This window comes from Streptomyces oryzae, from assembly GCF_017676365.1.
GTDB classification, from domain to species: domain Bacteria; phylum Actinomycetota; class Actinomycetes; order Streptomycetales; family Streptomycetaceae; genus Streptomyces; species Streptomyces oryzae.
This window is the reverse complement of sequence record NZ_JADKMA010000075.1, coordinates 1-22,733: the sequence shown is the minus strand read 5'-3', so window position 1 is coordinate 22,733 and position 22,733 is coordinate 1. Positions and strand designations below refer to the sequence as shown.

General features: G+C 70.4%; 17 protein-coding genes and 2 tRNA genes. 4 read left to right on the top strand and 15 right to left on the bottom strand.

The window, feature by feature from the left end; translation table 11 throughout:
* Positions 1-7: 7 nt before the first annotated feature.
* Positions 8-457, bottom strand: a complete 450-nt coding sequence (locus tag ITI46_RS16465) for a MarR family winged helix-turn-helix transcriptional regulator (protein ID WP_209240314.1) — start codon at positions 455-457, stop codon at positions 8-10.
* Between the two features lie 92 nt (positions 458-549).
* On the opposite strand from ITI46_RS16465, the gene ITI46_RS16460 reads away from it, so the two are divergent.
* Complete coding sequence (locus ITI46_RS16460) at positions 550-1,005, top strand: SgcJ/EcaC family oxidoreductase (RefSeq protein WP_209240313.1); 456 nt, start codon at positions 550-552, stop codon at positions 1,003-1,005.
* A gap of 124 nt (positions 1,006-1,129) precedes the next feature.
* Here the strand turns inward: ITI46_RS16460 and ITI46_RS16455 are convergent.
* Positions 1,130-1,202, bottom strand: a tRNA-Ala gene (locus ITI46_RS16455).
* Between the two features lie 130 nt (positions 1,203-1,332).
* On the opposite strand from ITI46_RS16455, the gene ITI46_RS16450 reads away from it, so the two are divergent.
* Both ITI46_RS16450 and ITI46_RS16445 read left to right on the top strand, forming a co-directional pair.
* Positions 1,333-1,884: a helix-turn-helix domain-containing protein gene (locus ITI46_RS16450; RefSeq protein WP_209240312.1), complete on the top strand. Its 552-nt coding sequence runs from the start codon at positions 1,333-1,335 to the stop codon at positions 1,882-1,884.
* A gap of 46 nt (positions 1,885-1,930) precedes the next feature.
* On the top strand, positions 1,931-3,355 hold the full coding sequence (locus tag ITI46_RS16445; RefSeq protein ID WP_209240311.1) for a serine/threonine-protein kinase: 1,425 nt from the start codon (positions 1,931-1,933) through the stop codon (positions 3,353-3,355).
* Here ITI46_RS16445 and ITI46_RS16440 read toward each other — a convergent pair.
* From ITI46_RS16440 to ITI46_RS16425, 4 genes are all read right to left on the bottom strand, one after another.
* Positions 3,339-4,784, bottom strand: coding sequence for a hypothetical protein (locus ITI46_RS16440; protein ID WP_209240310.1), 1,446 nt, complete (start codon positions 4,782-4,784; stop codon positions 3,339-3,341). The genes ITI46_RS16445 and ITI46_RS16440 overlap by 17 nt on opposite strands.
* The gene (locus ITI46_RS16435; RefSeq protein WP_209240309.1) at positions 4,778-6,802 is read right to left on the bottom strand and encodes a vWA domain-containing protein; all 2,025 of its coding nucleotides are present in this window, start codon (positions 6,800-6,802) and stop codon (positions 4,778-4,780) included. Before ITI46_RS16435 ends, ITI46_RS16440 begins: the two co-directional genes overlap by 7 nt.
* Before the next feature lie 213 nt (positions 6,803-7,015).
* Positions 7,016-7,150 (bottom strand): DLW-39 family protein, encoded by a 135-nt coding sequence (locus tag ITI46_RS16430; RefSeq protein ID WP_019356762.1) that lies wholly within the window; start codon positions 7,148-7,150, stop codon positions 7,016-7,018.
* Positions 7,151-7,328: 178 nt separating this feature from the next.
* Positions 7,329-8,798 (bottom strand): YihY/virulence factor BrkB family protein, encoded by a 1,470-nt coding sequence (locus tag ITI46_RS16425; protein WP_209240308.1) that lies wholly within the window; start codon positions 8,796-8,798, stop codon positions 7,329-7,331.
* Between the two features lie 218 nt (positions 8,799-9,016).
* Here ITI46_RS16425 and ITI46_RS16420 point away from each other — a divergent pair, with 218 nt between their 5' ends.
* On the top strand, positions 9,017-10,033 hold the full coding sequence (locus tag ITI46_RS16420) for a hypothetical protein (RefSeq protein WP_209240324.1): 1,017 nt from the start codon (positions 9,017-9,019) through the stop codon (positions 10,031-10,033).
* 490 nt (positions 10,034-10,523) lie between these two features.
* On the opposite strand, the gene ITI46_RS16415 is transcribed toward ITI46_RS16420, so the two are convergent.
* The 9 genes from ITI46_RS16415 to dnaA form a co-directional block, all read right to left on the bottom strand.
* Positions 10,524-10,597 (bottom strand) — tRNA-Ile (locus ITI46_RS16415).
* A gap of 92 nt (positions 10,598-10,689) precedes the next feature.
* Positions 10,690-11,244 carry a DUF3566 domain-containing protein gene (locus tag ITI46_RS16410; protein ID WP_209240307.1) on the bottom strand — a complete coding sequence of 185 codons (555 nt, stop codon included), beginning with the start codon at positions 11,242-11,244 and terminating at the stop codon, positions 10,690-10,692.
* A gap of 9 nt (positions 11,245-11,253) precedes the next feature.
* Positions 11,254-13,872 (bottom strand): DNA gyrase subunit A, encoded by a 2,619-nt coding sequence (gyrA, locus tag ITI46_RS16405; RefSeq protein ID WP_209240306.1) that lies wholly within the window; start codon positions 13,870-13,872, stop codon positions 11,254-11,256.
* A gap of 91 nt (positions 13,873-13,963) precedes the next feature.
* Complete coding sequence (gene gyrB / locus ITI46_RS16400) at positions 13,964-16,027, bottom strand: DNA topoisomerase (ATP-hydrolyzing) subunit B (protein ID WP_209240305.1); 2,064 nt, start codon at positions 16,025-16,027, stop codon at positions 13,964-13,966.
* Positions 16,028-16,289: 262 nt separating this feature from the next.
* Entirely contained in the window at positions 16,290-16,772 is a 483-nt protein-coding gene (locus ITI46_RS16395; RefSeq protein WP_247746084.1) for a DciA family protein, read from the bottom strand.
* Between the two features lie 101 nt (positions 16,773-16,873).
* Positions 16,874-17,989 (bottom strand): DNA replication/repair protein RecF, encoded by a 1,116-nt coding sequence (recF, locus tag ITI46_RS16390; protein WP_209240303.1) that lies wholly within the window; start codon positions 17,987-17,989, stop codon positions 16,874-16,876.
* A gap of 10 nt (positions 17,990-17,999) precedes the next feature.
* Positions 18,000-18,938 carry a phosphogluconate dehydrogenase (NAD(+)-dependent, decarboxylating) gene (gene gnd, locus ITI46_RS16385; protein WP_209240302.1) on the bottom strand — a complete coding sequence of 313 codons (939 nt, stop codon included), beginning with the start codon at positions 18,936-18,938 and terminating at the stop codon, positions 18,000-18,002.
* A 76-nt stretch (positions 18,939-19,014) separates the two neighbouring features.
* Positions 19,015-20,145 (bottom strand): DNA polymerase III subunit beta, encoded by a 1,131-nt coding sequence (dnaN, locus tag ITI46_RS16380; protein ID WP_209240301.1) that lies wholly within the window; start codon positions 20,143-20,145, stop codon positions 19,015-19,017.
* A gap of 895 nt (positions 20,146-21,040) precedes the next feature.
* The coding region (gene dnaA, locus ITI46_RS16375; protein ID WP_209240300.1) for a chromosomal replication initiator protein DnaA at positions 21,041-22,733 on the bottom strand (1,693 nt) is incomplete at its 5' end.

The window sequence follows — 22,733 nt, the reverse complement described above, 5'->3', positions numbered from 1 at the left end:
CGTGGGTTCACGGGCGGGCGTCGCGGAGCTGTTCGGCCGCGCGCTGGTAGGCGTCGGCCGCGCGGTTGAAGTAGTCGAAGAGCACCTTCAGCTGGTCGGGCGAGTAGTCACGGAGGATCTCGGCGATCTCCTCGCGGGCGGGGGCCACCACCTCGTCGAGTCCGGCGGGTCTTCCGACCGGCTCGACGATCACTTTGCGGCGGTCCTCGGGATCAGCGGTGCGCCGGACGTACCCGGCCTGCTCGAGCCGGTCGATCAGCCGGGTGGTGGGCCCCGTGGTCAGCCCGGTGCGGGCTCCGAGCGCACCGGGGGTCAACGGACCGGCCAGTTCCAGGGTGTTGAGCGCGTACAGATCGGTCGCGCTCAGCCCGCAGGCTTTGGCGCCGGCATGTCCGTGGAGCAGCACCGCACTCAGATACCGCCGGTAGACGCGTGAGGCATCGGCAGGCGTTGACACCTGGTCACCCACTTCCTAGTCTCTTCCTAAACGAAGAGACTTCTCAACTGAAGAAAGTTCTCCAAGGAAGAGTTTAAGGGAAGGGCACACCCATGAACGACACCGCCACCGGGATCACCGCAGCACTGCGCCGCAGTCAGGACGCCTGGAACGACGGCGACGGCGCCGCGTACGGCGCCTGCTTCACCTCGGACGCCACCGACGTCACCTTCGTGGGCACCGTCTACCACGGCGCCGACGAAATAAGCCGCGCACACCAGGCCCTCTTCGACAGCTTCCTCAAGGGCACCCGCCTCCATCTGGAGGTCGTGGAGACCCGCTTCCTCACCCCGGACACCGCCGTCGTCGTCACCCGCGGCGAGGTCGCCAAAAAGCCCCCCAGACGCCTGGGCAAACGCGCCACCTACACCCTCGTCCGCACCGCCGACGGCGCCTGGCGCATCGCCGCCGTCCAGAAGACCAGGCACAACCGCCTCATGGAAGCGATCTCCTTCAAGTTCCAGCCCGGAACGGCCCCCACCAAGCCCCCGGCCGCGAACCGGACCTGACCGGTCCGCCACTCCCCGGGGGGTCCGGGCGGCGAAGCCCCCGCAACGCGAGGCCAAGCCGAGCAAAAACAACGAGGGCGAAGTGGTCCGCGCTTCCTGCGGACACACTTCGCCCTCGCCCGAGTGGAGCCAAGGGGAGTCGAACCCCTGACATCTGCCATGCAAAGACAGCGCTCTACCAACTGAGCTATGGCCCCGTCGCGCACCAGGGTACCGGCTCCCGTGGGGGAATTCCGACCGGGTATCGCCGCGCCCCTGTCACCGTCCGTAGGATGCACGGCAAGTTCGCGCGAGCGAAGCACCAGAGGGCAGCCCAGGGGAGACGCCATGGACGCAGCAGCACAGGACCCGACAGCGAAGGCGCGCGAGCTCCAGAGTCAGTGGTATGGCGAGCCGTTGGGGACCCTCTTCCGCCGTCTGATCGAGGACCTGGGGCTCAACCAGGCGCGCCTCGCGACCGTGCTCGGACTGTCCGCTCCTATGCTTTCGCAGCTCATGAGCGGGCAGCGGGCAAAGATCGGCAACCCGGCCGTCGTCCAGCGGGTCCAGGCCCTCCAGGAGCTGGCCGCCGAGGTGGCGCGCGGCGATGTCAGCGCGGCCGACGCGACCAACCGGATGGACGAGATCCGCCGTACCGCGGGCGGCAATGTGCTCAACAACACCACGCAGACCTCGTCCTCCGGTGCCTCCCAAACCCCCGTCAAACGGGTCGTACGGGAAATTCAGGCCCTGCTGCGCTCCGTCTCGGACGCCGCGGACATCATCGAGGCGTCCAACGCGCTCGCCCCCTCGCATCCGGAGCTGGCAGAGTTCCTCAGGGTCTACGGCGCGGGCCGCACGTCGGATGCCGTCAAGCACTACGAGGCGCATCAGGGCTGACAGGCACGGCGCGCACGGAACGGAAGCAGGGGGCAGGCGCAGCACCATGGGAGAGATCTTCGCCGGCAGGTACGAGCTGATCGATCCGATCGGACGCGGCGGCGTCGGCATGGTCTGGCGGGCCTGGGACCACCGGCGCAGACGGTACGTGGCCGCCAAGGTGCTCCAGCAGTCCGACGCCCACACCCTGCTGCGCTTCGTCCGCGAACAAGCGCTGCGTATCGACCATCCGCACGTGCTCGCCCCGGCGAGCTGGGCGGCCGACGACGAGAAGGTCCTGTTCACCATGGACCTGGTACGCGGCGGCTCGCTGGCCCATCTCATCGGCGACTACGGGCCGTTGCCCCCCACACTGGTGTGCACCCTGCTCGACCAGCTGCTCTCCGGGCTGGCCGCCGTACACGCCGAGGACGTGGTGCACCGGGACATCAAGCCGGCCAACCTCCTGCTGGAGCCCACCGGCACCGGACGGCCCCATCTGCGGCTGTCCGACTTCGGCATCTCCATGCGCAAGGACGAGCCCAGGCTGACCGAGACCAACTACGTCGTCGGCACGCCCGGCTACTTCGCGCCCGAGCAGATGCTGGAGGCCGAGGCGGACTTCCCCTCCGACCTGTACGCGGTCGGGCTGGTCGGGCTCTACATGCTCACCGGCCGGAAGCCGGACTCGCAGGAGTTGGTCGAGCAGTACCTGAACGGGTTGCCTGCTGCCCCCGAGGGGGTTCCGGAGCCGCTGTGGCAGGTGCTGGGACAGTTGCTGCAGCCCGACCCCGCCGCGCGGTTCCGTACCGCGACCGGCACCCGCAAGGCGCTGGCGAGCGCGGCCGAGCTGCTGGACCGGGACGCGACGCTGGAGCAGGAGACGGTCGAAGTCTTCGACCATATCGGCCCGCTGCCGGAGGGCTTCGGCCCCGACGGGCCACTGCGCACCACCGCCACCACCGCGGACTCGGCCGCCACCGGCCCGGCCGCCACTGCCGGCCCGGCCCCCGCCGGTTCCGCCGTCGCCGCTTCCGCGCCCGCCGCCGAGTCCACGCCCGTCGCGGATCCCGCGCCCGCGGGCCGGCACACCGCGGGGCCCGCGCAGGCCGCCGGAGGCGCTGCTCTAGCGCCGCAGCCGCCGGCCACCGGGAGCTTCCCGCTGCAACCGCCCGCGCCCCCGCTCAACGGTTCCGGCGAGACGCAGGCGCATCCGTACGCCCCCGACGCGGGCGACGGCACCCGCCCCTACACCGCGTACCAGCCGCCAGGACCGGCACCAGCACCGGGAGCAGGGCAGGGACCCGTGGCCTCACCCCTGGCAGCCGCCCCGCCTACAGCGCACGCGGCACCCACAGCGCACGCGGCCCCGACAGCGCCCCCGGCGCGCGCCCGAAAGCCCGGTCCCCCGCTGAAGATCGTGGTGCCGGTGCTGGTGGTCGCCCTCGTCTGCCTGGCCGCGGGCGTGTGGGCCCTCAGCGTGGCGGGTTAGCGCCGGGATAGCCGCCGTACGGAGGCTGAGCGGGCTGCTGGGGCTGAGGGGCGTGGTGGGGCCAGCCACCGGGCTGGGGAAGCGCCGCAGCGCGGCGGCGGGCGATCAGCAGCCAGACGGCGAGGACGACCAGCAGCGCGGCGCCGGCCCCGACACCGGCCCAGCCGAAGGTGCGCAACGACGAGTTGTGCGCTGCCTCGGCCTCGGTCAGCCCCTTCTCGGCCATCTCGCGGTCCGTGTCGTCGACCCCGAACCCGGCGGCCTTGGCGTCGCCGTTGTACGCGGGGCCCTTCGCCGCATGGCCTTCCACACCGATCCGCAGCGTGACGGGCGTGCCCTTCGGGAACGGCTGGACCATGTCCGGGCTGACGGTCACGGCCACGTAGTACCAGCCGGCGAAGCGGGTGCCGGAGACGCCGTCGTCGTCCAGGAAGCGGTTCTCATAGCGGACCGGGTTGCTGTACCGGTCGAACTTGGCGCCGTCACGGTCGTAGGTCTGGAAGTTCTCCGAGTAGAGAGCGGACCGCGCCGGGTTGTAGACGTTCATCCGGAAGCCGTTGGGCAGCAGTCTGGTGCCGGTCTCGCTCCCGTTCGCCGCGTTCGGCAGGTCCACCCGCGCGTACAGCCGCTGGCCCCAGTCGACGGGCACCCGGAAATAGCGGGTCTCGCCCGCGCGGAGGCGGTCCTTCCAGACGCCGTCGCCGACCGCGCGGGCGTCGTTGAAACCGGTGCCGCCCTTGCGGTACTCCGGTGTCCCCGAGGGCGGTGCGGGGCGGGTGTTGGCGTCGTCGGTCTCCTCCTCGGCCCCCGGACGGGGCGCGGGGATGCTGCCCTTGAGGCCGGGCTCCTTCAGCACCGACAGCTCCAGCGGCCAGGAGCTCGGGTCGGAGTTGTCGCCCTCTTCCCGTACGACGTGGACGAGGTACGGGCCCTTCACGCGGCAGGCTTCGTCATCGGGGTCGCCCATCAGCCGGGCGGCGTATGCGGTCAGCGGGAACGCGGTGTTGCCGTTGCCGTCGGCCTCGTTCTCGCTGCAGGTGTGACCGTCGGTGGTCTGGAGCGTCACCGTGAGGCCGTCCTGGTAGGTGACCCTGCTGCCCGGTTCCGGGACGCCGGTCGCGGTGACGTGGATGTCCGACTTGGCGTCCAGATCGAGGGCGTAGTACTTCTCCTCGCCCGGTTCGATCCGGTCGGTGAACAGGCCGGGCGCCACCTTGGGCGCGTCCGCGCTGCTGCTGGTGCCGGTGATCTTCTTGGCGTCCTCGGACATCGTGTAGAGGCGCGGCTTGGACGCCGCCCACGCGCCCGGTGCGGATATGCCGAGCGCCGCTGCGGTCACACACAGCGCGGCTGTCAGCGCGCCGGCGCGCCCGGCCCGTTCGCGTCCGCCCCGTCCGAACCGGCGGCTCCAGCTGTGGCGAGTCACCACGTCCCACCCCTCATCCCGTTCATGCTCCGGACCCTGGCACGCCGCCGCAGCGCATACCAGACCCCTCCTGACACCAGCAGCACAGCTGCGGCGCCGCCACCGGCCGGCACGAGCGGGGAAAGACCGGAGCCCCCCTTCGCTTCGCCGCCGGCACCGCCGGACCGGGCGGACTCGCCGCCCGCCGCCTCCCCCAGCCTCCGGCCGGGAGGTGCCCCCACGCCCTTGGCGTCGACGAACGGGGCGTCGTGCTCGGGCCCCTGCTTCGCCTTGCCCTTGACGTCGACGCGCAGGACGACACGTACCGCGGCGTTGTCGGCGATCCGGGCCGCCCCTGCGCCCAGCGTGACGGCGATGTAGAAGTCGCCGCCGCGCCGCACGGGCCGTACGGAGCTCCGCGGCTCCGCGCGGTTCTTCCAGGCGACCGGCACCGTACCCTGCGAGACCTTCACCGGGTCACCCAGGTAGGGCCGACGAGGGCTGAACTCCAGGCCGTCCGGGACCGGCAACCGCCCAGGTGCGTACATCTGGGTCCATACGTACGACGTGGAAGGCGCGATCTCCCGGCGCTTGGGCTCGTTGGCGAACTCCACGTCGTAGCGGAGCTGCTGATTCCAGCCGACCGGAACCCGGTACCAGCGGGTCTCGGCCGGCAGCAGGGTGTCCCGCCACACGCCCTTCTTCAGCTGCCTGGCGTCGTTGAAGCCGGTACCGCCCTCGATGTCCTTGGGCGTTCCGGTCGGCAGCGTGGCGTCCTTGCCCGCGTTCCGGTACCCGGTCTCGGCGCGCGCCGGCACGGCCCCGCCGGGCAGCGCCCGCTCGGTGCCGAGCCGGAGTTCGACGGGCCAGCGCGCCTGGTCGGAGTCCTTGTCCGTGTCGCGGGACAGCTCGAAGGTGTAGCGGCCCGGCTTGTCGCACTCGCGGGTGCCGTCCTCGCTGGGGATCCGGCTGACGGCGGTGGTGAGCGGGGTGCCGCCCTCGTTCTGCCCGAACATGGCCCGGTCGTCCCCGCACATGCTGCCGTCCGAGCTGCGCATGGTGAGCTTCAGCGAGTCCAGGCTGCTGACCCGGGCGCCGGGCTGCGGTACGCCCGTGGCGGCGAAGTCCACGGCCTTTGCCGCTGCGCGGGCGTCCAGCTCAGTGCTGTACCAGCGGGTCTCGCCGGGACCGATGGTGTCCAGGTACTGGCCCGGGGCGCGCAGCGCGGGCGCGTCGGCGGAGGACCGGGTACCGGTGACGCGCTTGCCCTTGAGGCGGTAGCCGTCGGCCGACTGCCGCCCCGCGCGCTCCAGTTCACGGGCCAGGTCGTCGGCCTTCGGCGCGTCGTAGTACTTGCCGTGCCCCGCCTCTGCGATGCACTCCAGCTGCTTGCGTGCCTTGCCCTTCACCTGGAAGCCGATGGCGTCGATCCGCAGGTCGAGACCATCCCGGGACAGCTCCTTCGCGACCTCGCACGGCTTGGGCGTCCCGCAGGTGTCCTCGCCGTCGGAGACCAGCACGATGGTGCGGCGGCCCAGGCTGTGCTCCGGTCCGCGGGACAGATCGGCCGCCGCCTTCTTGAGGGAGTAGCCGATGGGGGTCTCGCCCTTGGGCTCCACCTTGGCGACGGCCCGCTTGATGCTCCCTGCCTCCAGCGCCCGTACCGGTTCGGCGAGCCGGGTGTCGGTGCAGCTGTCGGCCTTGTCGGCGCCGTAGACGCGCAGCCCTGTCGGGTAGCGGTCGGGCAGGCTGTCGACGAGGGTGCCGACCGCGTTGCGCGCCGACTGCATCCGGGACTTCCCCGAGTCGTCCTTCTCGGCCATGGAGCCCGAGGAGTCCAGCACGATCTCCATCGAGTTGCTGCCGAGTGCTCCGCTGCCGCGCTCGTCCGCGCGGGAGGCCGAGGCTGCGGCGGGTGCCGATGGTGCGGCGGGCGCCGCTGCCGCCGTACCCGTCGTGGCCGCCGTGAGCGGTACGGACAGGAGGGCGAGCAGCGTCCCTCCTGTCACCCGTTTCGTCAGACGCCCCTGCACTGAACGCATGTGTTCCGTCCCCCTCGCACCGTTCGGACCCGAGCAGCTTTGCGGGAGCACCGTATTCATTTGCAAGAGCAAGCAACAAGAGGAATGGTGTCACGGTACGGCAACAGGCAGGAGCGCCGTGCGGCCGTCAGTCGACCATCAGTCCTGGGCTGCTACGACGGAGGCCCCGGCCGCCCATGGCAGCCGGGGCCTCTCGTTTACTGTTCGCTGGGGTTACACGCCCGAACCTGCGGGCACGGAGTCGGTCGCCTCCGTCCACAGATCCTGCTCGGCGCGGTCCGCCTGGATCTGGCGGTACACGAGGAGACCGCCGATGGCGGCCAGTGCGACCAGGAAAAGCTTCTTCACCGCGCTACCTCGTCCTTCATAGACATTGGGACCTCTCTGGCGGCCGATGATACCCAACGGCCTCCCCGTACAGCCGGGTCGGCCCGGCCGCGCTCTCACGTGCCGTCACGCGTCGTCCAAGCGCTGTCAGACGCCGTGTCCGACACCGTCCGACGCCGTCCGACGCCGTCCGACGCCGTCAAGCGGTACGGGAGCGCTTCTTCCGCCTGGCTTTCGAGCGCTCCTCCAGCTGGATCTCCCGCTCGGCACCGGGCACACCGGCACCGAGCTGCCGGCCGCGCTCCCGCTCGGCGTTGAACTCGGCGCCCAGCTCGATGGCCAGGTTGGTGAGCCACAGCCACACCAGGAACACCACGACTCCGCCCAGCGTCCCGTACGTCTTGTTGTACGAGCCGAAGTTCGCCACGTAGAACGCGAAGCCCACCGAGGCGACGATCCAGACCGCCAGCGCCAGTACGGCACCGGGCAGCACCGAACCGAAACCGCGCAGCCGCGCGTTGGGCGAGGCGTAGTACAGCATGGCGATGATCAGTACGACGACCAGCACCATCACCGGCCACTTGGCGAAGTTCCACGCCGTCACCGCCGTGTTCCCTGCACCCAGAGCGTTCCCGACCTTCTTCGCCAGCGGCCCGCTGATCACCAGCGCGACCAGCACCGCCGCCTGGAGCAGCACCGCGATCAGCGTCACCAGCAGCTGCAACGGACGCAGCTTGAAGAAGGGGCGGCCCTCCTCCACCTCGTAGATCACGTTCGAGGCGCGCATGAAGGCGCCGACGTACCCGGAGGCCGTCCACAGCGCGCCCAGAGCGCCCACGATCAGCAGCGCCGTGGGCGCGCCGGAACCGGCCGCCATGGAGTTGATCGGCCCCTTGAAGGTCTGGACGGCGGACGCCGGACCGATCGAACCGACCAGGTCGTTCAGGGTGCTGACGATGTTCTTCGGGCTCATCACCAGACTGACGAGCGAGATCAGCGCGATCAGCGCCGGGAAGATCGACAGCACGGAGTAGTAGGTGAGGGCGGCCGCCGAGTCGGAGAGGTTGTCCTCCTTGAACTCGGTCAGCGTGCGCTTGAGCGTCTGCCCGAAGCTCCCCTCGCGCGCGTGCGGGGGCCCTTCGGGCCGGCGCCCGGACGTCTTTTCGCCTTCGGGGCCGGGTTCGCGCTCGGGGCCGGGTTCGCGCTCGGGACCGGACTCGCGCTCGGGACCGGACTCGCGCTCAGGGCCGGACTCGGTTGCGGACGCCGGCTCGGTTGCGGGCTCGGGCCGGGTTGCGGGCTCGCGCTCAGGCTCGCGCTCGGGCTCGCCTTCATGCCGGGGGCCGGGCTCGTTCCGGGGCCTGCCCGCCGGCTCCTTGCGCCCGGACTCCCTCTCCCGTTCGCGCTCGGGCTCGTTTCCTGGCCGCCCCGGGCGGGGCTGAGGCTCGGGCTCGGGGCCGGGCTTCTGTCCCAGCCCCGGCTCGGCCACGGTGCCCCGCTCGGGCCCCGCCCGCCGACCGCGCCCCCGCTCTCCGTACCCGGGCTGCCCGGGGCCGGGCTGCCGGCGCCCAGGCTGCCCGGGACCGGACTGCCCGGGACCGGACTGCTCGCCTCCAGCCTGCTCGTGCTCAGGCTTCTCGGGCCGGGATCCGGGATCGGGACTGGTCATCGCAGCACTCCACTCACCGAGGGGCGCCGGCCGGCGCCGACGGCAGGACAGGCCCTCCGGTACCAGAGCCGGACCCGCCGCAAACGTCACCGCATCTCCCCAGCGGGCACGACCCCGGCTCCGCCGGGCGGTGGAGGCGGATGCGTCAAGCGGTGGATGTGGCGGCCGCAGCGGCGGGCGGAGGCTGGAGCCACTGCCGAGAGGGAGGGGAGGACCAGATGGAGCGCTGGGACCGGGCCGGACGGGGGGCGGCCTACGGAGCGGCACTGGCGCTCGCACCGTATCTCCTGATCAAGGTGTCCTGGGTGATCGGCTCACTGCTGGGGCTGCTGCCGGTGGGCGAGGGGTTCGACCTGGCCGGCTGGGTGCTCCTCAACACCGTGACCATCGGCATGGCGGGCATCGGAATCGCACTGGGGCTCGCCCTGGTACGGCCGTGGGGGATGCGGATACCAGCCCCACTGGTGGTCTTCTGCGCCTGGACCGGCTCCGGGTTCCTGGTGTCGGTCCTCCCGTTCAGCGTGCTCAGCACGGTGCTGGGTGCCGCCGACGACAGCGGAGACGGCGGCGGGAGCGACGACCCCACCATGCCGGGCTGGGAGGCTGCCCTCGTCCAGTTCGGCTTCATCGGGATGGGGCTCGGACTCGCCGTCGCGCTCCCCGCCTACCTGCGACGCCGCTGGCCGGACGCGTTCGCCGGGCGGCTCGGCGAAAGGATCGGCGGACCGGCCGGCGGACCGACCGGCGAACGGTTCAGCGACGGCACCCGCACAGTCCGCCCGCCCTGGGCACCCGCCCTCGCCGCCGCGGTGGGGCTGGTGTGGCTGTACTGGGCGGTCGGCGGCACCCTGGGGCTCGCCCATCCCGCCGAACGGAACGCCTCCGGCTCACTGCTGACCGGCGTCGGCGCCTGCTGGGCACTGGCCGGCTCCGCCGCCTGCTGGGCCCTCGCGCGAAGCCGCCCGGCGCGGCTGCCCCGCCGGCTCCCACTCGCGGTCTGCTGGCTCGGATCGGGCTCGCTGTTCGCCTGGAGCGGCTGGAAGCTGCCGCTCACTCTCTTCCTGGCCCTGGCCCGGCCGTCCGACGCCGCACTCGCGGAACTCCCGGAAAACCTCGCCGTCGCCGCGGTCCTGCACACCGCCGCCATCGCTTCGGGCATCGGAATGCTGGCAACGCTGCTCCGTACGGCGAACGCTCAGGTCCCCCGCCAAGAAGCAGGCCCAACGGCGCCCTGACCGGACGCCCTGCACAGCAACACGCAGAAGGCCGGCCCTCAGAGGGCCGGCCCTACTCGGTCTTGAACGCGCACGCCACAAGCGGGTCCCGGCACCTTTCGGGAATCTGCGAAGGAGCGAGACTCGGCGGCCCGGTTTCCCGGACATCGTCGGGCGCGCCGCCTTCCGCCGGTGTGTCGGAAACAGCCAACGTCAGGGCACCGCCCACGACAACCAGCAGCAGCCATATGCCGCCGATCCACCGCCACGGCCGGCGAAAGCGTGCCACCTCATTCCTCCCAGTCCAGCCAGTCCAGGTGGCCGCAGTCTGTCACCGACCGGATCACCGCCAGGCGAAAACAAGCCGATGCCCATGTCAGATCACCGACTGGCGCGCTGATCCCGGGGTGTGCAGCAGGGGGCGGTTGCCCTGTGCCATTGCCTTCCCCGCACACGCAGAAGGCCCGGCCCCTCAGGGGGCCGGGCCTTCCAATCTGGCGTTCCGCCACTGTGCGGCTACCTGGACTTGAACCAGGGGCCTCTTCCTTATCAGGGAAGCGCTCTAACCGTCTGAGCTATAGCCGCGCGCTGCACGGAAAGGTTAGCGCACTTCAGCCGTGGTCCCAAATCGGTTCCGGGGACACTTCGGGCGGGCTTGCCGGGGGCTTGTCGGCTGCTCACTCGTCCTCCGCGAGGGTCAGCTCGACGCCGCCGACGAAGCCCGCCGAGAGGTTGTAGATGAAGGCGCCCAGGGTGGCCAGCGCGGTGGCCAGGACGACGTTGATCACGGCGATGAGCGAGGTGAACAGCAGGACGCGGGGCAGCGAGAGGAAGGTCTCCAGATCAAAGCCGCCACCGCCCTCAGCGCTGGTGGCCTCGCTGACGGTGCCGCCCAGGGTGGAGAAGACACCCATCGCGTCCATCACCATCCACAGCACGGCGACCGCGACGATGGTGCACACCCCCAGCGCCACCGCCAGCAGGAAGCTGACCTTCATCACCGACCACGGGTCGGCCTTGGCCACCCGCAGCCGGGCCTTGCGCGTCCGCGGCACCGTGCGGGCCCCGGTGCGGGGCTTGCGCACGGCATCCTGGCCCGGCCGGCCCCCGTCCGGCGACGGATACGCCTGCGGCGGCCGGTGCGGCTGCTCGCCGGGCTGCGGCTGGGCCGGGGACGGGGGCTTCGCCTGCGGCTGCGGCTGGGCCTTCGGCTGCGGCTGAGCACCACTCACGCCCTGCTCCTAGTTGTCCTGGTCGTCGTCCGGGTCGAGCGCGTCCTGCTCCCCCTCCTGGGGGGTGCCCGCCGCGGCCTCCACTTCCTCGGCCTCCCGACCGGCTTCGGCGTTCCGTGCCACGCCGACAACCGCGTCCTTCTTGCCCAGGTTGATCAGTTGGACGCCCATCGTGTCACGGCCGGTCTCCCTCACTTCGTTGACCCGCGTACGGATCACACCGCCGCTGAGCGTGATGGCGAGGATCTCGTCGGTCTCCTCGACCACCAGCGCACCGACCAGTGATCCCCGGTCTTCCACGATCTTGGCGGCCTTGATGCCGAGGCCGCCGCGGCCCTGGACCCGGTACTCGTCCACGTCGGTCCGCTTCGCGTACCCGCCGTCGGTGGCCGTGAACACGAACGTACCCGCCCGCACGACATTCATCGAGAGGAGTTCGTCGTCTTCACGGAAACTCATCCCCTTGACACCGGAAGTGGCCCGGCCCATCGGGCGCAGCGCCTCGTCGGTCGCCGTGAAGCGGATCGACTGCGCCTTCTTGCTGACCAGCAGCAGGTCGTCGTCGGGAGAGACCAACTCGGCACCGATCAGCTCGTCGTCGCGGCCGTCCTCCATCTCGCGGAGGTTGATCGCGATGACGCCGCCGGAGCGGGGCGAGTCGTAGTCCTTGAGCGGAGTCTTCTTCACCAGGCCCGACTTGGTGGCCAGCACCAGGTAGGGCGCCGCCTCGTAGTCCCGGATGGCGAGGATCTCGGCGATCTGCTCGTCCGGCTGGAAGGCCAGCAGGTTGGCCACGTGCTGGCCGCGTGCGTCCCGCCCGGCGTCCGGCAGTTCGTACGCCTTGGCCCGGTAGACGCGGCCCTTGTTGGTGAAGAACAGCAGCCAGTGGTGGGTGGTGGAGACGAAGAAGTGGTCGACGATGTCGTCTTCCTTCAGCTTCGTCCCGCGCACGCCCTTGCCGCCGCGCTTCTGGGCACGGTAGTCGTCGGTCTTGGTGCGCTTGACGTAGCCGCCACGGGTGATCGTGACGACGATGTCCTCCTCGGCGATCAGGTCCTCGATGGACATGTCGCCCTCGAAGGGGATCAGCTTGCTGCGCCGGTCGTCGCCGAACTTGTCGACGATCGCGCGCAGCTCCTCGCCGATGATCTGCCGCTGCTTCTCGGGCGAGGCGAGGATCGCGTTGTACTCATTGATCTTCGCCTGGAGCTCGTCGTGCTCGGCGGTGATCTTCTGCCGCTCCAGTGCGGCCAGCCGGCGCAGCTGCATCTCCAGGATCGCGTTGGCCTGGATCTCGTCGATCGTCAGCAGCCCCATCAGGCCCTCGCGGGCCACCTCGACGGTCTCGCTGCGCCGGATCAGCGCGATGACCTCGTCGATCGCGTCCAGCGCCTTGAGCAGACCGCGCAGGATGTGGGCACGCTCCTCGGCCTTGCGCAGCCGGAAGCGGGTGCGGCGCACGATCACGTCGATCTGGTGCGCGACCCAGTGCCGGATGAAGGCGTCCAGCGACAGGGTGCGCGGCACGCCCTCGACCAGGGCCAGCATGTTGGCGCCGAAGTTGGTCTGCAGATCGGTGTGCTTGTAGAGGTTGTTGAGGACGACCTTGGCGACCGCGTCCCGCTTCAGCACGATGACGAGCCGCTGGCCGGTGCGCGAGGAGGTCTCGTCACGGACGTCCGCGATGCCGCCGATCCGGCCGTCCTTGACCAGGTCGGCGATCTTCAGCGCGAGGTTGTCCGGGTTGACCTGGAAGGGCAGCTCGGTGACGACCAGGCACTGGCGGCCCTGGATCTCCTCGACCTCCACCACGGCCCGCATGGTGATCGAGCCGCGCCCGGTGCGGTACGCCTCCTCGATGCCCTTGCGGCCCACGACCAGCGCGCCGCTGGGGAAGTCCGGACCCTTGATCCGCTCCATGAGGGCTTCCAGCAGCTCCTCGTTGGAGGCTTCCGGGTGGTCGAGATACCACTGGGCGCCCGCGGCGACCTCGCGCAGGTTGTGCGGCGGGATGTTGGTCGCCATGCCGACGGCGATCCCGGCCGAGCCGTTGATCAGCAGGTTGGGGAAGCGCGCCGGCAGTACCGTCGGCTCCTGGTTGCGGCCGTCGTAGTTGTCCTGGAAGTCGACGGTCTCCTCGTCGATGTCCCGGAGCATCTCCATGGCCAGCGGCGCCATCTTGCACTCGGTGTACCGCATGGCCGCCGCCGGGTCGTTGCCCGGCGAGCCGAAGTTGCCGTTGGAGTCGACCAGCGGCATCCGCATCGACCACGGCTGCGCCAGCCGCACCAGCGCGTCGTAGATCGAGGTGTCGCCGTGCGGGTGGTAGGTGCCCATGACGTCGCCGACGACGCGGGCGCACTTGTAGTAGCCCTTCTCGGGGCGGTAACCGCCGTCGTACATCGCGTACAGCACCCGGCGGTGCACCGGCTTGAGGCCGTCGCGGATGTCGGGCAGCGCGCGGCTCACGATCACGCTCATCGCGTAGTCGAGGTAGGAGCGCTGCATCTCCGTCTCGAGGCTGACGGGCTCGACGCGCGCACCCGCCTCGGTGTCCACCAGCGCGCTGTCGGGCGTGGGGGCGTTCTCTGGTGCGGGCTCAGGTGTGGTGGGGGTCTCGTCGGCCATGGTTAAAGATCAAGTCCTTCTCTGTGTGCGGCGCTTCGCGGTCCTGGTCGCTGCAGGGTCCTGGTCCGGGAACGGCAACCAGGGGCCGACGTCAGATGTCCAGGAACCGGACATCCTTCGCGTTGCGCTGGATGAACGAGCGGCGGGCCTCGACGTCCTCACCCATCAGGATGGAGAACAGATCGTCCGCGGCTGCCGCGTCGTCCAGCGTCACCTGGCGCAGGACGCGGTGCTCGATGTCCATCGTGGTGGTGCGCAGCTCGTCCGCGTTCATCTCACCCAGACCCTTGAAGCGCTGCACCGAGTCGTCCCTGATCCGCTTGCCCTGCTCGCGGCCGAGCTGGATCAGGCTGTCGCGCTCGGGGTCGGAGTAGGCGTACTGGTGCTCGTCCCGGCCCCACTTGATCTTGTACAGCGGCGGCTGGGACAGAAAGACGTGTCCGGCCTCCACCAGCGGACGCATGAAGCGGAAGAGGAGCGTGAGCAGCAGGGTGTTGATGTGCTGGCCGTCGACGTCGGCGTCCGCCATCAAGATGATCTTGTGGTAGCGGAGCTTCTCGATGTCGAAGTCCTCGTGCACGCCCGTGCCGAACGCCGAGATCAGCGCCTGCACCTCGGCGTTCTGCAGGACCTTGTCGATCCGCGCCTTCTCCACGTTCAGGATCTTGCCGCGGATCGGCAGGATGGCCTGGTACTCCGGGTCGCGGCCCGACTTGGCCGAGCCGCCCGCCGAGTCGCCCTCCACGATGAAGATCTCGCACTTGACCGGGTCGTTGGACTGGCAGTCCGAGAGCTTGCCCGGCAGCGACGCCGTCTCCAGCAGCCCCTTGCGGCGCGTCAGATCCCGCGCCTTGCGGGCCGCGACCCGCGCGGTGGCCGCTTGGATGCCCTTGCGGACGATGTCGGCCGCCTCGTTCGGGTTGCGGTCGAGCCAGTCGGTCAGATGCTCGTGGACGATCTTCTGGACGAAGGTCTTGGCCTCCGTGTTGCCCAGCTTCGTCTTCGTCTGGCCCTCGAACTGCGGCTCACCCAGCTTGACGGAGATGATCGCGGTCAGACCCTCGCGGATGTCCTCGCCCGTGAGGTTGTCGTCCTTCTCGCGCAGCAGCTTGCGGTCCCGCGCATACCGGTTGATCAGCCCCGTCAGCGCGGCTCGGAAGCCCTCCTCGTGGGTACCGCCCTCATGGGTGTGGATGGTGTTGGCGAAGGAGTAGACCCCCTCGCTGTACTGGGCGTTCCACTGCATCGCGACCTCGACCGAGAGCATCCGCTCGGTGTCCTCGGCCTCGAAGGAGATAACGGTGTCATGGACCAGCTCGCCCTTGCGCGAGTTGAGGTAGCGGACGAAGTCCGCGATCCCGCCCTCGTAGTGATACCGGACGGTGTTGGGCCGGCCGTCCTCGTCGACGTGCCCCTCGCGCTCGTCCGTCAGCGAGATGGTCAGCCCCTTGTTGAGGAAGGCCATCTCCTGGAAGCGCCGCGAGAGCGTCTCGAAGGAGTAGTCCGTCGTCTCGAAGATGTCGCCGTCGGCCCAGAAGGTGACCACGGTGCCGGTCTCGTCCGTGGCCTCGTTCCGCGACAGCGGGGCCGTGGGGGCGCCCAGCTTGTAGTCCTGCGTCCAGCGGTAGCCGTCGGTCTTGACCTCGACGGCGACCTTGGTGGACAGCGCGTTCACGACAGAGACGCCGACGCCGTGCAGACCGCCGGAGACGGCGTACCCGCCGCCGCCGAACTTGCCGCCCGCGTGCAGCACGGTGAGCACGACCTCGACGGCCGGCTTCCCCTCGGACGGGATGATGCCCACCGGGATACCGCGCCCGTTGTCGGTGACCCGGACGCCACCGTCGGCGAGCAGCACCACATCGATGGTGTCCGCGTGCCCGGCGAGCGCCTCGTCGACGGAGTTGTCGACCACCTCGTACACAAGGTGATGAAGACCACGCTCACCGGTCGACCCGATGTACATGCCGGGCCTTTTGCGAACCGCGTCCAAGCCTTCCAGGACGGTGATCGCGCTCGCGTCGTACGACGGCACCTCGGCGCCGTCTGCCGGGACGGGAGTGGGGGTTGCCTCCGCGGACTGCGGCGGAGTCGTCTTGTCGTTCTCGTTGAGATCGCCGGAATCGGCCACGAAGCGCCCTTTCTGGCACAGCACAGGCCGTCTCCAGGGCAAGGCGGAGCGGCTGCGTCGTTCGACATGTTCCGCAACGGTGCGGTAGTCCCCCAGTGTACCGGTGGCTGCGACAACAGTGGGGGTTTGCCGGTGCCTGAGTCCACATGTGGCGCCCTGAACTGGCGTCGTTCGACTCCCCATATCTGGACCGGGGGGCCAAGAGCTTCACAGCGGCACTGAGCGCTTCGATCCGTCTCCGGCTGTCCCGGCCCGCATACGCACCGCGACCGGAGGGCCCCGAGCCTCACCCGTACGTGTCGCCCGGCCCCCTGCTGCCGGGGGCCCGCAGCGGCCCGTACCCCTTGCGCGGGGCCTCGGGACCGCGCACGTGGATCAGGCGGATGCTGCCCTGGCCGAGGTCCTCGTTCAGCCGGGCCACCAGCCGCGGCGCCAGCAGCCGCAGCTGCGTCGCCCACGCCGTCGAGTCGCAGCGCACCAGCAGCGTGCGCTCCTCCTCGTCATACCGCAGCGGCTCACAGTGCTTCGCCACCTCCGGGCCCACAAGCTGCGGCCAGCGCCCCATCACCGCGGCTACCGCGGCCGGGGTCTCCCAGCCGCGCTCCACGAGCAACCTGTTGATGGCGACACCCAGCGGCAGCGGATCCCGCCCGTCCTGCCGCGCGCCGGAGCGCAGCCCGCCGCCCCGCCGGGCCTGCCGCCGCTGCTGCGCCTCGGCCTTGCGCTGCTTCGCCTGGTCCTTCGCGTTCTGAAACGCGATCCGTGCCAGGTCCGGACCGCTGGTCGCGGGCTTGGGCTCTTGCTTGGGCTGTTCTTCCTTGGACTGCTCTTGCTCGGGCTGCTCGGTCGGCCGCTCATGCTCATGCTCACTCAAAGGAGGGTCACCTCCCCGTCCGCCACCGCGAACCGCGCCCCCGCCAGCACGTCCGGCACATCCTCCGGCACCGCGGCGGTCACCAGCACCTGCTCGGCCGGGGCCACCAGCTCCGCCAGCCGGGTCCGGCGTCTGGTGTCCAGCTCGGCGAAGACGTCGTCCAGGATCAGCACCGGCTCGTGTCCCTCGCTCTTGAGCAGCTCGTACGCTGCCAGCCGCAGCGCCAGCGCATACGACCACGACTCGCCGTGGCTGGCATAGCCCTTGGCGGGCAGCTCGCCCAGCCGCAGCGTCACATCGTCGCGGTGCGGACCGACCAGCGTCACCCCGCGCTCGATCTCCTGCTTACGGGCCTCGCCCAACTCCGTGACCAGAGCTGCGTACAGCTCCTCCCGGGAGGCGCCGGTCACCGGGCCCCGGTACTCGAACGCGACCGGGCCGCCGCCCGGCGCCAGCCGCTCGTACGCCTTGTCGGCCAGCGGGCCCAGCACCGCCAGCAGATCCAGCCGCTGCGCCAGCAACTCGGCGCCCGTACGCGCCAGATGCTGGTCCCACACATCCAGCGTGGACAGATCCACGCCCCGCCCGCCGTGCCGCCGCGCCATGGCGGCCGACTTCAGCAGGCTGTTGCGCTGCTTGAGCACCCGTTCGTAGTCCGAGCGCACCCCCGCCATCCGCGGGGCGCGCGCCGTCACCAGCTCGTCCACGAACCGGCGCCGCTCACCCGGGTCACCCTTGACCAGCGACAGGTCCTCCGGCGCGAACAGCACCGTGCGCAGGATCCCCAGCACATCGCGGGGCCGCACCTGCGAGGAGCGGTTGATCCGCGCCCGGTTGGCCCTGCCCGGGTTCAGCTCCAGCTCGACCAGCTGCTCCCGCTCGCCCTGCCGCACCTGGGCACGGACGACGGCGCGCTGCGCACCCTGCCGCACCAGCGGCGCGTCCGCCGAGACCCGGTGGCTGCCCAGCGTGGCCAGATAGCCGATGGCCTCGACCAGGTTGGTCTTGCCCTGGCCGTTCGGCCCGAGGAACGCCGTCACGCCCGGACCGAGCGGCACCTCGGCCCGGGCGTACGAGCGGAAGTCGGCGAGCGAGAGATGCGTGACGTGCATCGCCTGGCCGTCAGCCTCCGGTGGGCGGGGTGACGTCGGCACCCGGGGAGTCGGCGCCCTTCTCCCCGGCCTTGTCGGCGGCCGTCACCGCGTGGCCGCCGAACTGGTTGCGCAGCGCGGCGATCATCTTCATCTGCGGGGAGTCCTCCTGCCGGGAGGAGAACCGCGCGAACAGCGACGCGGTGATCGCGGGCAGCGGCACCGCGTTGTCGATCGCGGCCTCGACCGTCCAGCGCCCCTCGCCGGAGTCCGCCGCGTAGCCGCGCAGCGCGTCCAGGTGTTCGTCGCTGTCCAGCGCCTTGACCGCCAGGTCCAGCAGCCAGGAGCGGATGACGGTGCCCTCCTGCCAGGAGCGGAAGACCTCGCGCACGTCGGTCACCGAGTCCGCGGCCTCGAGCAGCTCCCAGCCCTCGGCGAAGGACTGCATCATCGCGTACTCGATGCCGTTGTGGACCATCTTCGCGAAGTGGCCGGCGCCCACCTTGCCCGCGTGGACGGAGCCGAACTCCCCCTCGGGCTTGAGGGCGTCGAAGACCGGCTGCACCTTCGCCACGTCCTGCGCCGAGCCGCCGTACATCAGCGCGTAGCCGTTCTCCAGGCCCCATACGCCGCCGGAGACACCGCAGTCGACGAAGCCGATGCCCTTGGCCTTCAGCTCCTCGGCGTGCTTCTCGTCGTCGGTCCAGCGTGAGTTGCCGCCGTCCACGACCAGGTCGCCGGGGGCGAGCAGGTCACCGAGCTCGTCGATGGTCGACTGGGTGGCCGCCCCCGCCGGCACCATCACCCACACCACGCGCGGCGCGCTGAGCGAGTCGACCAGCTCCTTGAGGCTGCCCACATCGGCGACGTCCGGATTCCGGTCATACCCGATGACCGTGTGGCCCCCGCGGCGGATGCGCTCGCGCATGTTCCCGCCCATCTTTCCGAGACCGACCAGACCGAGCTCCATCACTGCCCCTTAGCTGTGCTTCTCGCGTTTCCGCAGTTTCGTTCGCATTCGACCCTACGCCCAGCCGAATACGCCCTCAGCCGGAGAGCCGCACGGGCATGATCAGGTACTTGTACGCCTCGTCGGCCTCGGCGTCCTTGGCCGGCCGGCCGCTCAGCAGCGCGGGCTTGGTGGACGTCGTGAACGAGAGCTGCGCCACAGGCGAGTCGATCGCGCTCAACCCCTCCAGCAGGAAGCCGGGGTTGAAGGCGATCGAGATGTCGTCGCCCTCCAGGTCGGCGTCGACCCTCTCCACAGCCTGTGCATCGTCGCTGGACCCGGCCTCCAGGGTGAGCACGCCCTGCTCGAAGCTGAGCCGCACCGGGGTGTTCCGCTCCGCGACGAGCGCCACACGCTTCACGGCCTCCACGAACGGCGCCGTCTCGATCACCGCGACCGAGTTGAACTCCGTCGGGAACAGCGTGCGGTACTTGGGCAGATCGCCCTCCAGCAGCCGCGTCGTCGTGCGCCGCCCGGCGCCCTCGAAGCCGATCAGCCCCTCGCCGGAGCCCGAGCCGGACAGCGCCAGCGTCACGCTGTCGCCGCCGCTGAGCGACTTGGCGGTCTCCAGCAGCGTCTTGGCGGGCACCAGGGCCACCGCCGAGGCGTCCGGCGTCTCCGGCTTCCACAGGAACTCACGCACCGCGAAGCGGTACCGGTCCGTGGAGGCCAGCGTGACGGTGTCGCCCTCGATCTCGATCCGCACACCGGTCAGCACCGGCAGGGTGTCGTCCCGGCCTGCCGCGATGGCGACCTGCTGGGCTGCGGCGGCGAAGACCTCGCCGGGAACGGTGCCGGTGGCCGTCGGCATCTCCGGCAGCGCCGGATACTCCTCCACAGGGAGGGTGTGCAGGGTGAACCGGGAGGAGCCGCAGACGACGGTCGCCCGTACACCGTCTGTGGAGATCTCCACCGGGCGGTTGGGGAGGGCCCGGCAGATGTCGGCCAGCAGCCGGCCGGAGACCAGCACCGTGCCGTCCTCCTCGACCTCCGCCTCGACCGAGACCCGCGCCGAGACCTCGTAGTCGAAGCCGGAGAGGCTCAGCGTGCCGTCTTCCGCCTTCAACAGCAGGCCCGCGAGCACGGGCACCGGCGGGCGGGCGGGGAGGCTCTTGGCCGTCCAGGCCACCGCCTCCGCGAGCACATCGCGTTCAACCCGGATCTTCACGTTCAGCCGCCTCCTGCTGCTGCCTCTGCTCGTGCTTTGCCGGGCACCAGTCTGACGCACCGGACTGACAGCAGGTGCGGGTGCGGGTCAAGTCGACGGGATCCGGGCCGGGGCCCGCAGCGCCGAGTTGTGCACAGCCCCCACTTCGAAGCGAATCCCTGGCTCTCTCTATGTGGTCGTAGTAGTAGGGCTTGTGGAAACGGTGGAAAAGCTCGTTTCCGCAGCTCAGCCCGGGAATTTTGTCCACCGCGCCTGTGGGTGGACCCGTGGAGGAAGCGGGGGTTGCTGTGGACGCGGAAAAGTTCTGCACACCCCGCCCACAGGCAGGGGCGGTTTCCCCACAGCTGCGCCCACAGTTTTCCCCGGCTTTCCCACAGCCCAAACCTGGGCCTCGATGTGACGGCTTTCACTCGGACCGGTGAGCGGGCGCGTTGAGTTGCCGAACAGTGGACAGCTCTGTGGAGAAGTAGCCGATCACTGGGGAAAAGAAGCCCCAACCTGTGGGCGGCCGGTGGACAAGCCGTCGGCCGCGCCGCACACCGCTGAGCCCTCCACATCCTGTGGACGCCGCGCGCCCACAAATACACAACCGAGTGACCTCGGCAAACCACCCTCCCACCGGGGCAGTTGTGGACGCCCTTGGGACAACGGGGAAGGTCCCCAGGGTGTGGAAGCGGTAAACGGCGCTTTGCTGTGGACCGAGGCGCTCCGCGCCGCGCGATTCGAACAGGCGGGACGGGCGCCCCGTCAGGGGCGCGGGGCTGTGTTCAATGTGCGGCTCCGCCGCGTGAGCGCGAGCAACCACGACGTACGGGCGGCCCGCGACGGACCGCAAGGGGCGCCCCTTTCCCAGCACAGGCAAGGGAGGGCGCCCTGCGAAGGATGGAGACGGGCGTCAGCCGTTCTTGATGCGGTTGGTCAGCTCCGTGACCTGGTTGTAGATGGACCGCCGCTCAGCCATGAGAGCCCGGATCTTGCGGTCGGCGTGCATCACCGTCGTATGGTCGCGCCCGCCGAACTGACCACCGATCTTCGGCAGCGAGAGATCGGTCAGCTCCCGGCACAGATACATCGCGATCTGCCGTGCCGTCACCAGGACCCGGCTGCGCGAGGAGCCGCACAGATCGTCCACCGTCAGCCCGAAGTAGTCCGCCGTGGCGGCCATGATCGCGGGAGCGGTGATCTCCGGTGTCGCGTCCTCGCCGCCCGGGATCAGATCCTTCAGCACGATCTCGGTCAGCCCGAGGTCCACCGGCTGCCGGTTGAGGCTGGCGAAGGCCGTCACCCGGATCAGTGCGCCCTCCAGCTCCCTGATGTTGCGGGAGATGCGCGAGGCGATGAACTCCAGCACCTCGGGCGGAGCGTTCAGCTGCTCCTGCACCGCCTTCTTACGGAGGATCGCGATCCGCGTCTCCAGCTCCGGGGGCTGGACGTCGGTGATCAGGCCCCACTCGAAGCGGTTGCGCAGCCGGTCCTCCAGCGTCTCCAGCATCTTGGGCGGCCGGTCGCTGGAGAGGACGATCTGCTTGTTGGCGTTGTGCAGGGTGTTGAAGGTGTGGAAGAACTCCTCCTGCGTCGACTCCTTGTCGGCCAGGAACTGGACGTCGTCGACGAGCAGGATGTCCATGTCGCGGTAGCGCTTGCGGAACGCGTCCGCCTTGCCGTCGCGGATGGAGTTGATGAACTCGTTGGTGAACTCCTCCGAGCTGACGTAGCGCACCCGCGTGCCCGGATAGAGGCTGCGCGCGTAGTGGCCGATCGCGTGCAGCAGATGCGTTTTGCCCAGCCCGGACTCGCCGTAGATGAACAGCGGGTTGTACGCCTTGGCCGGCGCCTCCGCCACGGCGACGGCCGCAGCGTGCGCGAACCGGTTCGAGGCGCCGATCACGAAGGTGTCGAAGAGGTACTTCGGATTCAGCCGCGCGGTCGGCTCGCCAGGACCCGTCGCCGGCGCGGGCTGTGCGGCCAGCGGCCCGGGCGCCCCGCTGGGCGCGGGCAGCTGGGCGGGGCTGTCGTAGTGCGGGGCCGGCGGCCGCCCCTGGGGCGGCACCTGCGGCCGGGGCCGCTGCTGCTGCGGGTGCTGCTGGTGCTGTTGCTGGTCGTACGACTCGAACGACTGCTGGTCGTAGCCCTGGCCACCGCGCTCGTAGCTCTGCCCGCCGGCCCGCTCGTACCCCTGTCCGCCGCTGTAGCCCTGGGCGCCCTGGGCCCCCTCGTAGCTGTGGCCGGTGTCGTAACCGCCGCCCTGCTGGTCATAGCCCTGCTGCTGGTCGTAGGACTGCGGGTCGTACGGCTGCTGCTGGTGCTCGTAGGGCTGGCGGGGCTGGTGCTGCTGCGGGGGGTACGGCTCGCGCGGCTGCTGCCAGGACGCGGGTGCGGAGGCCGGGCCCGTGGTGGGGCGGGAGTTCTGGGAGTAGTCCGGCGGGTATGCGGAGCGGGCGCCGGGCACCTCGCGGCTCTCGTACTGCTCGTACCGCTCTTCGCCGTACCGCTCCTGCTCGTACCTGTCCTGGTGGCCGTGCTGCTGCGGGGGCTGCTGGGCCTGCGGGGGCTGTGGAGCTTGGGGGTGTGAGTGCTGCTGCTGTGAC

What these genes read in the sequence shown, in the direction of transcription:
- ITI46_RS16460 (WP_209240313.1), top strand. Translation starts at nt 550, where the DNA reads ATGAACGACACCGCCACCGGGATCACCGCAGCACTGCGCCGCAGTCAG.
- ITI46_RS16450 (WP_209240312.1), top strand. Translation starts at nt 1,333, where the DNA reads ATGGACGCAGCAGCACAGGACCCGACAGCGAAGGCGCGCGAGCTCCAG.
- ITI46_RS16445 (WP_209240311.1), top strand. Translation starts at nt 1,931, where the DNA reads ATGGGAGAGATCTTCGCCGGCAGGTACGAGCTGATCGATCCGATCGGA.
- ITI46_RS16435 (WP_209240309.1), bottom strand. Translation starts at nt 6,802, where the DNA reads ATGCGTTCAGTGCAGGGGCGTCTGACGAAACGGGTGACAGGAGGGACG.
- ITI46_RS16425 (WP_209240308.1), bottom strand. Translation starts at nt 8,798, where the DNA reads ATGACCAGTCCCGATCCCGGATCCCGGCCCGAGAAGCCTGAGCACGAG.
- ITI46_RS16420 (WP_209240324.1), top strand. Translation starts at nt 9,017, where the DNA reads ATGGAGCGCTGGGACCGGGCCGGACGGGGGGCGGCCTACGGAGCGGCA.
- gyrA (WP_209240306.1), bottom strand. Translation starts at nt 13,872, where the DNA reads ATGGCCGACGAGACCCCCACCACACCTGAGCCCGCACCAGAGAACGCC.
- recF (WP_209240303.1), bottom strand. Translation starts at nt 17,989, where the DNA reads ATGCACGTCACGCATCTCTCGCTCGCCGACTTCCGCTCGTACGCCCGG.
- gnd (WP_209240302.1), bottom strand. Translation starts at nt 18,938, where the DNA reads ATGGAGCTCGGTCTGGTCGGTCTCGGAAAGATGGGCGGGAACATGCGC.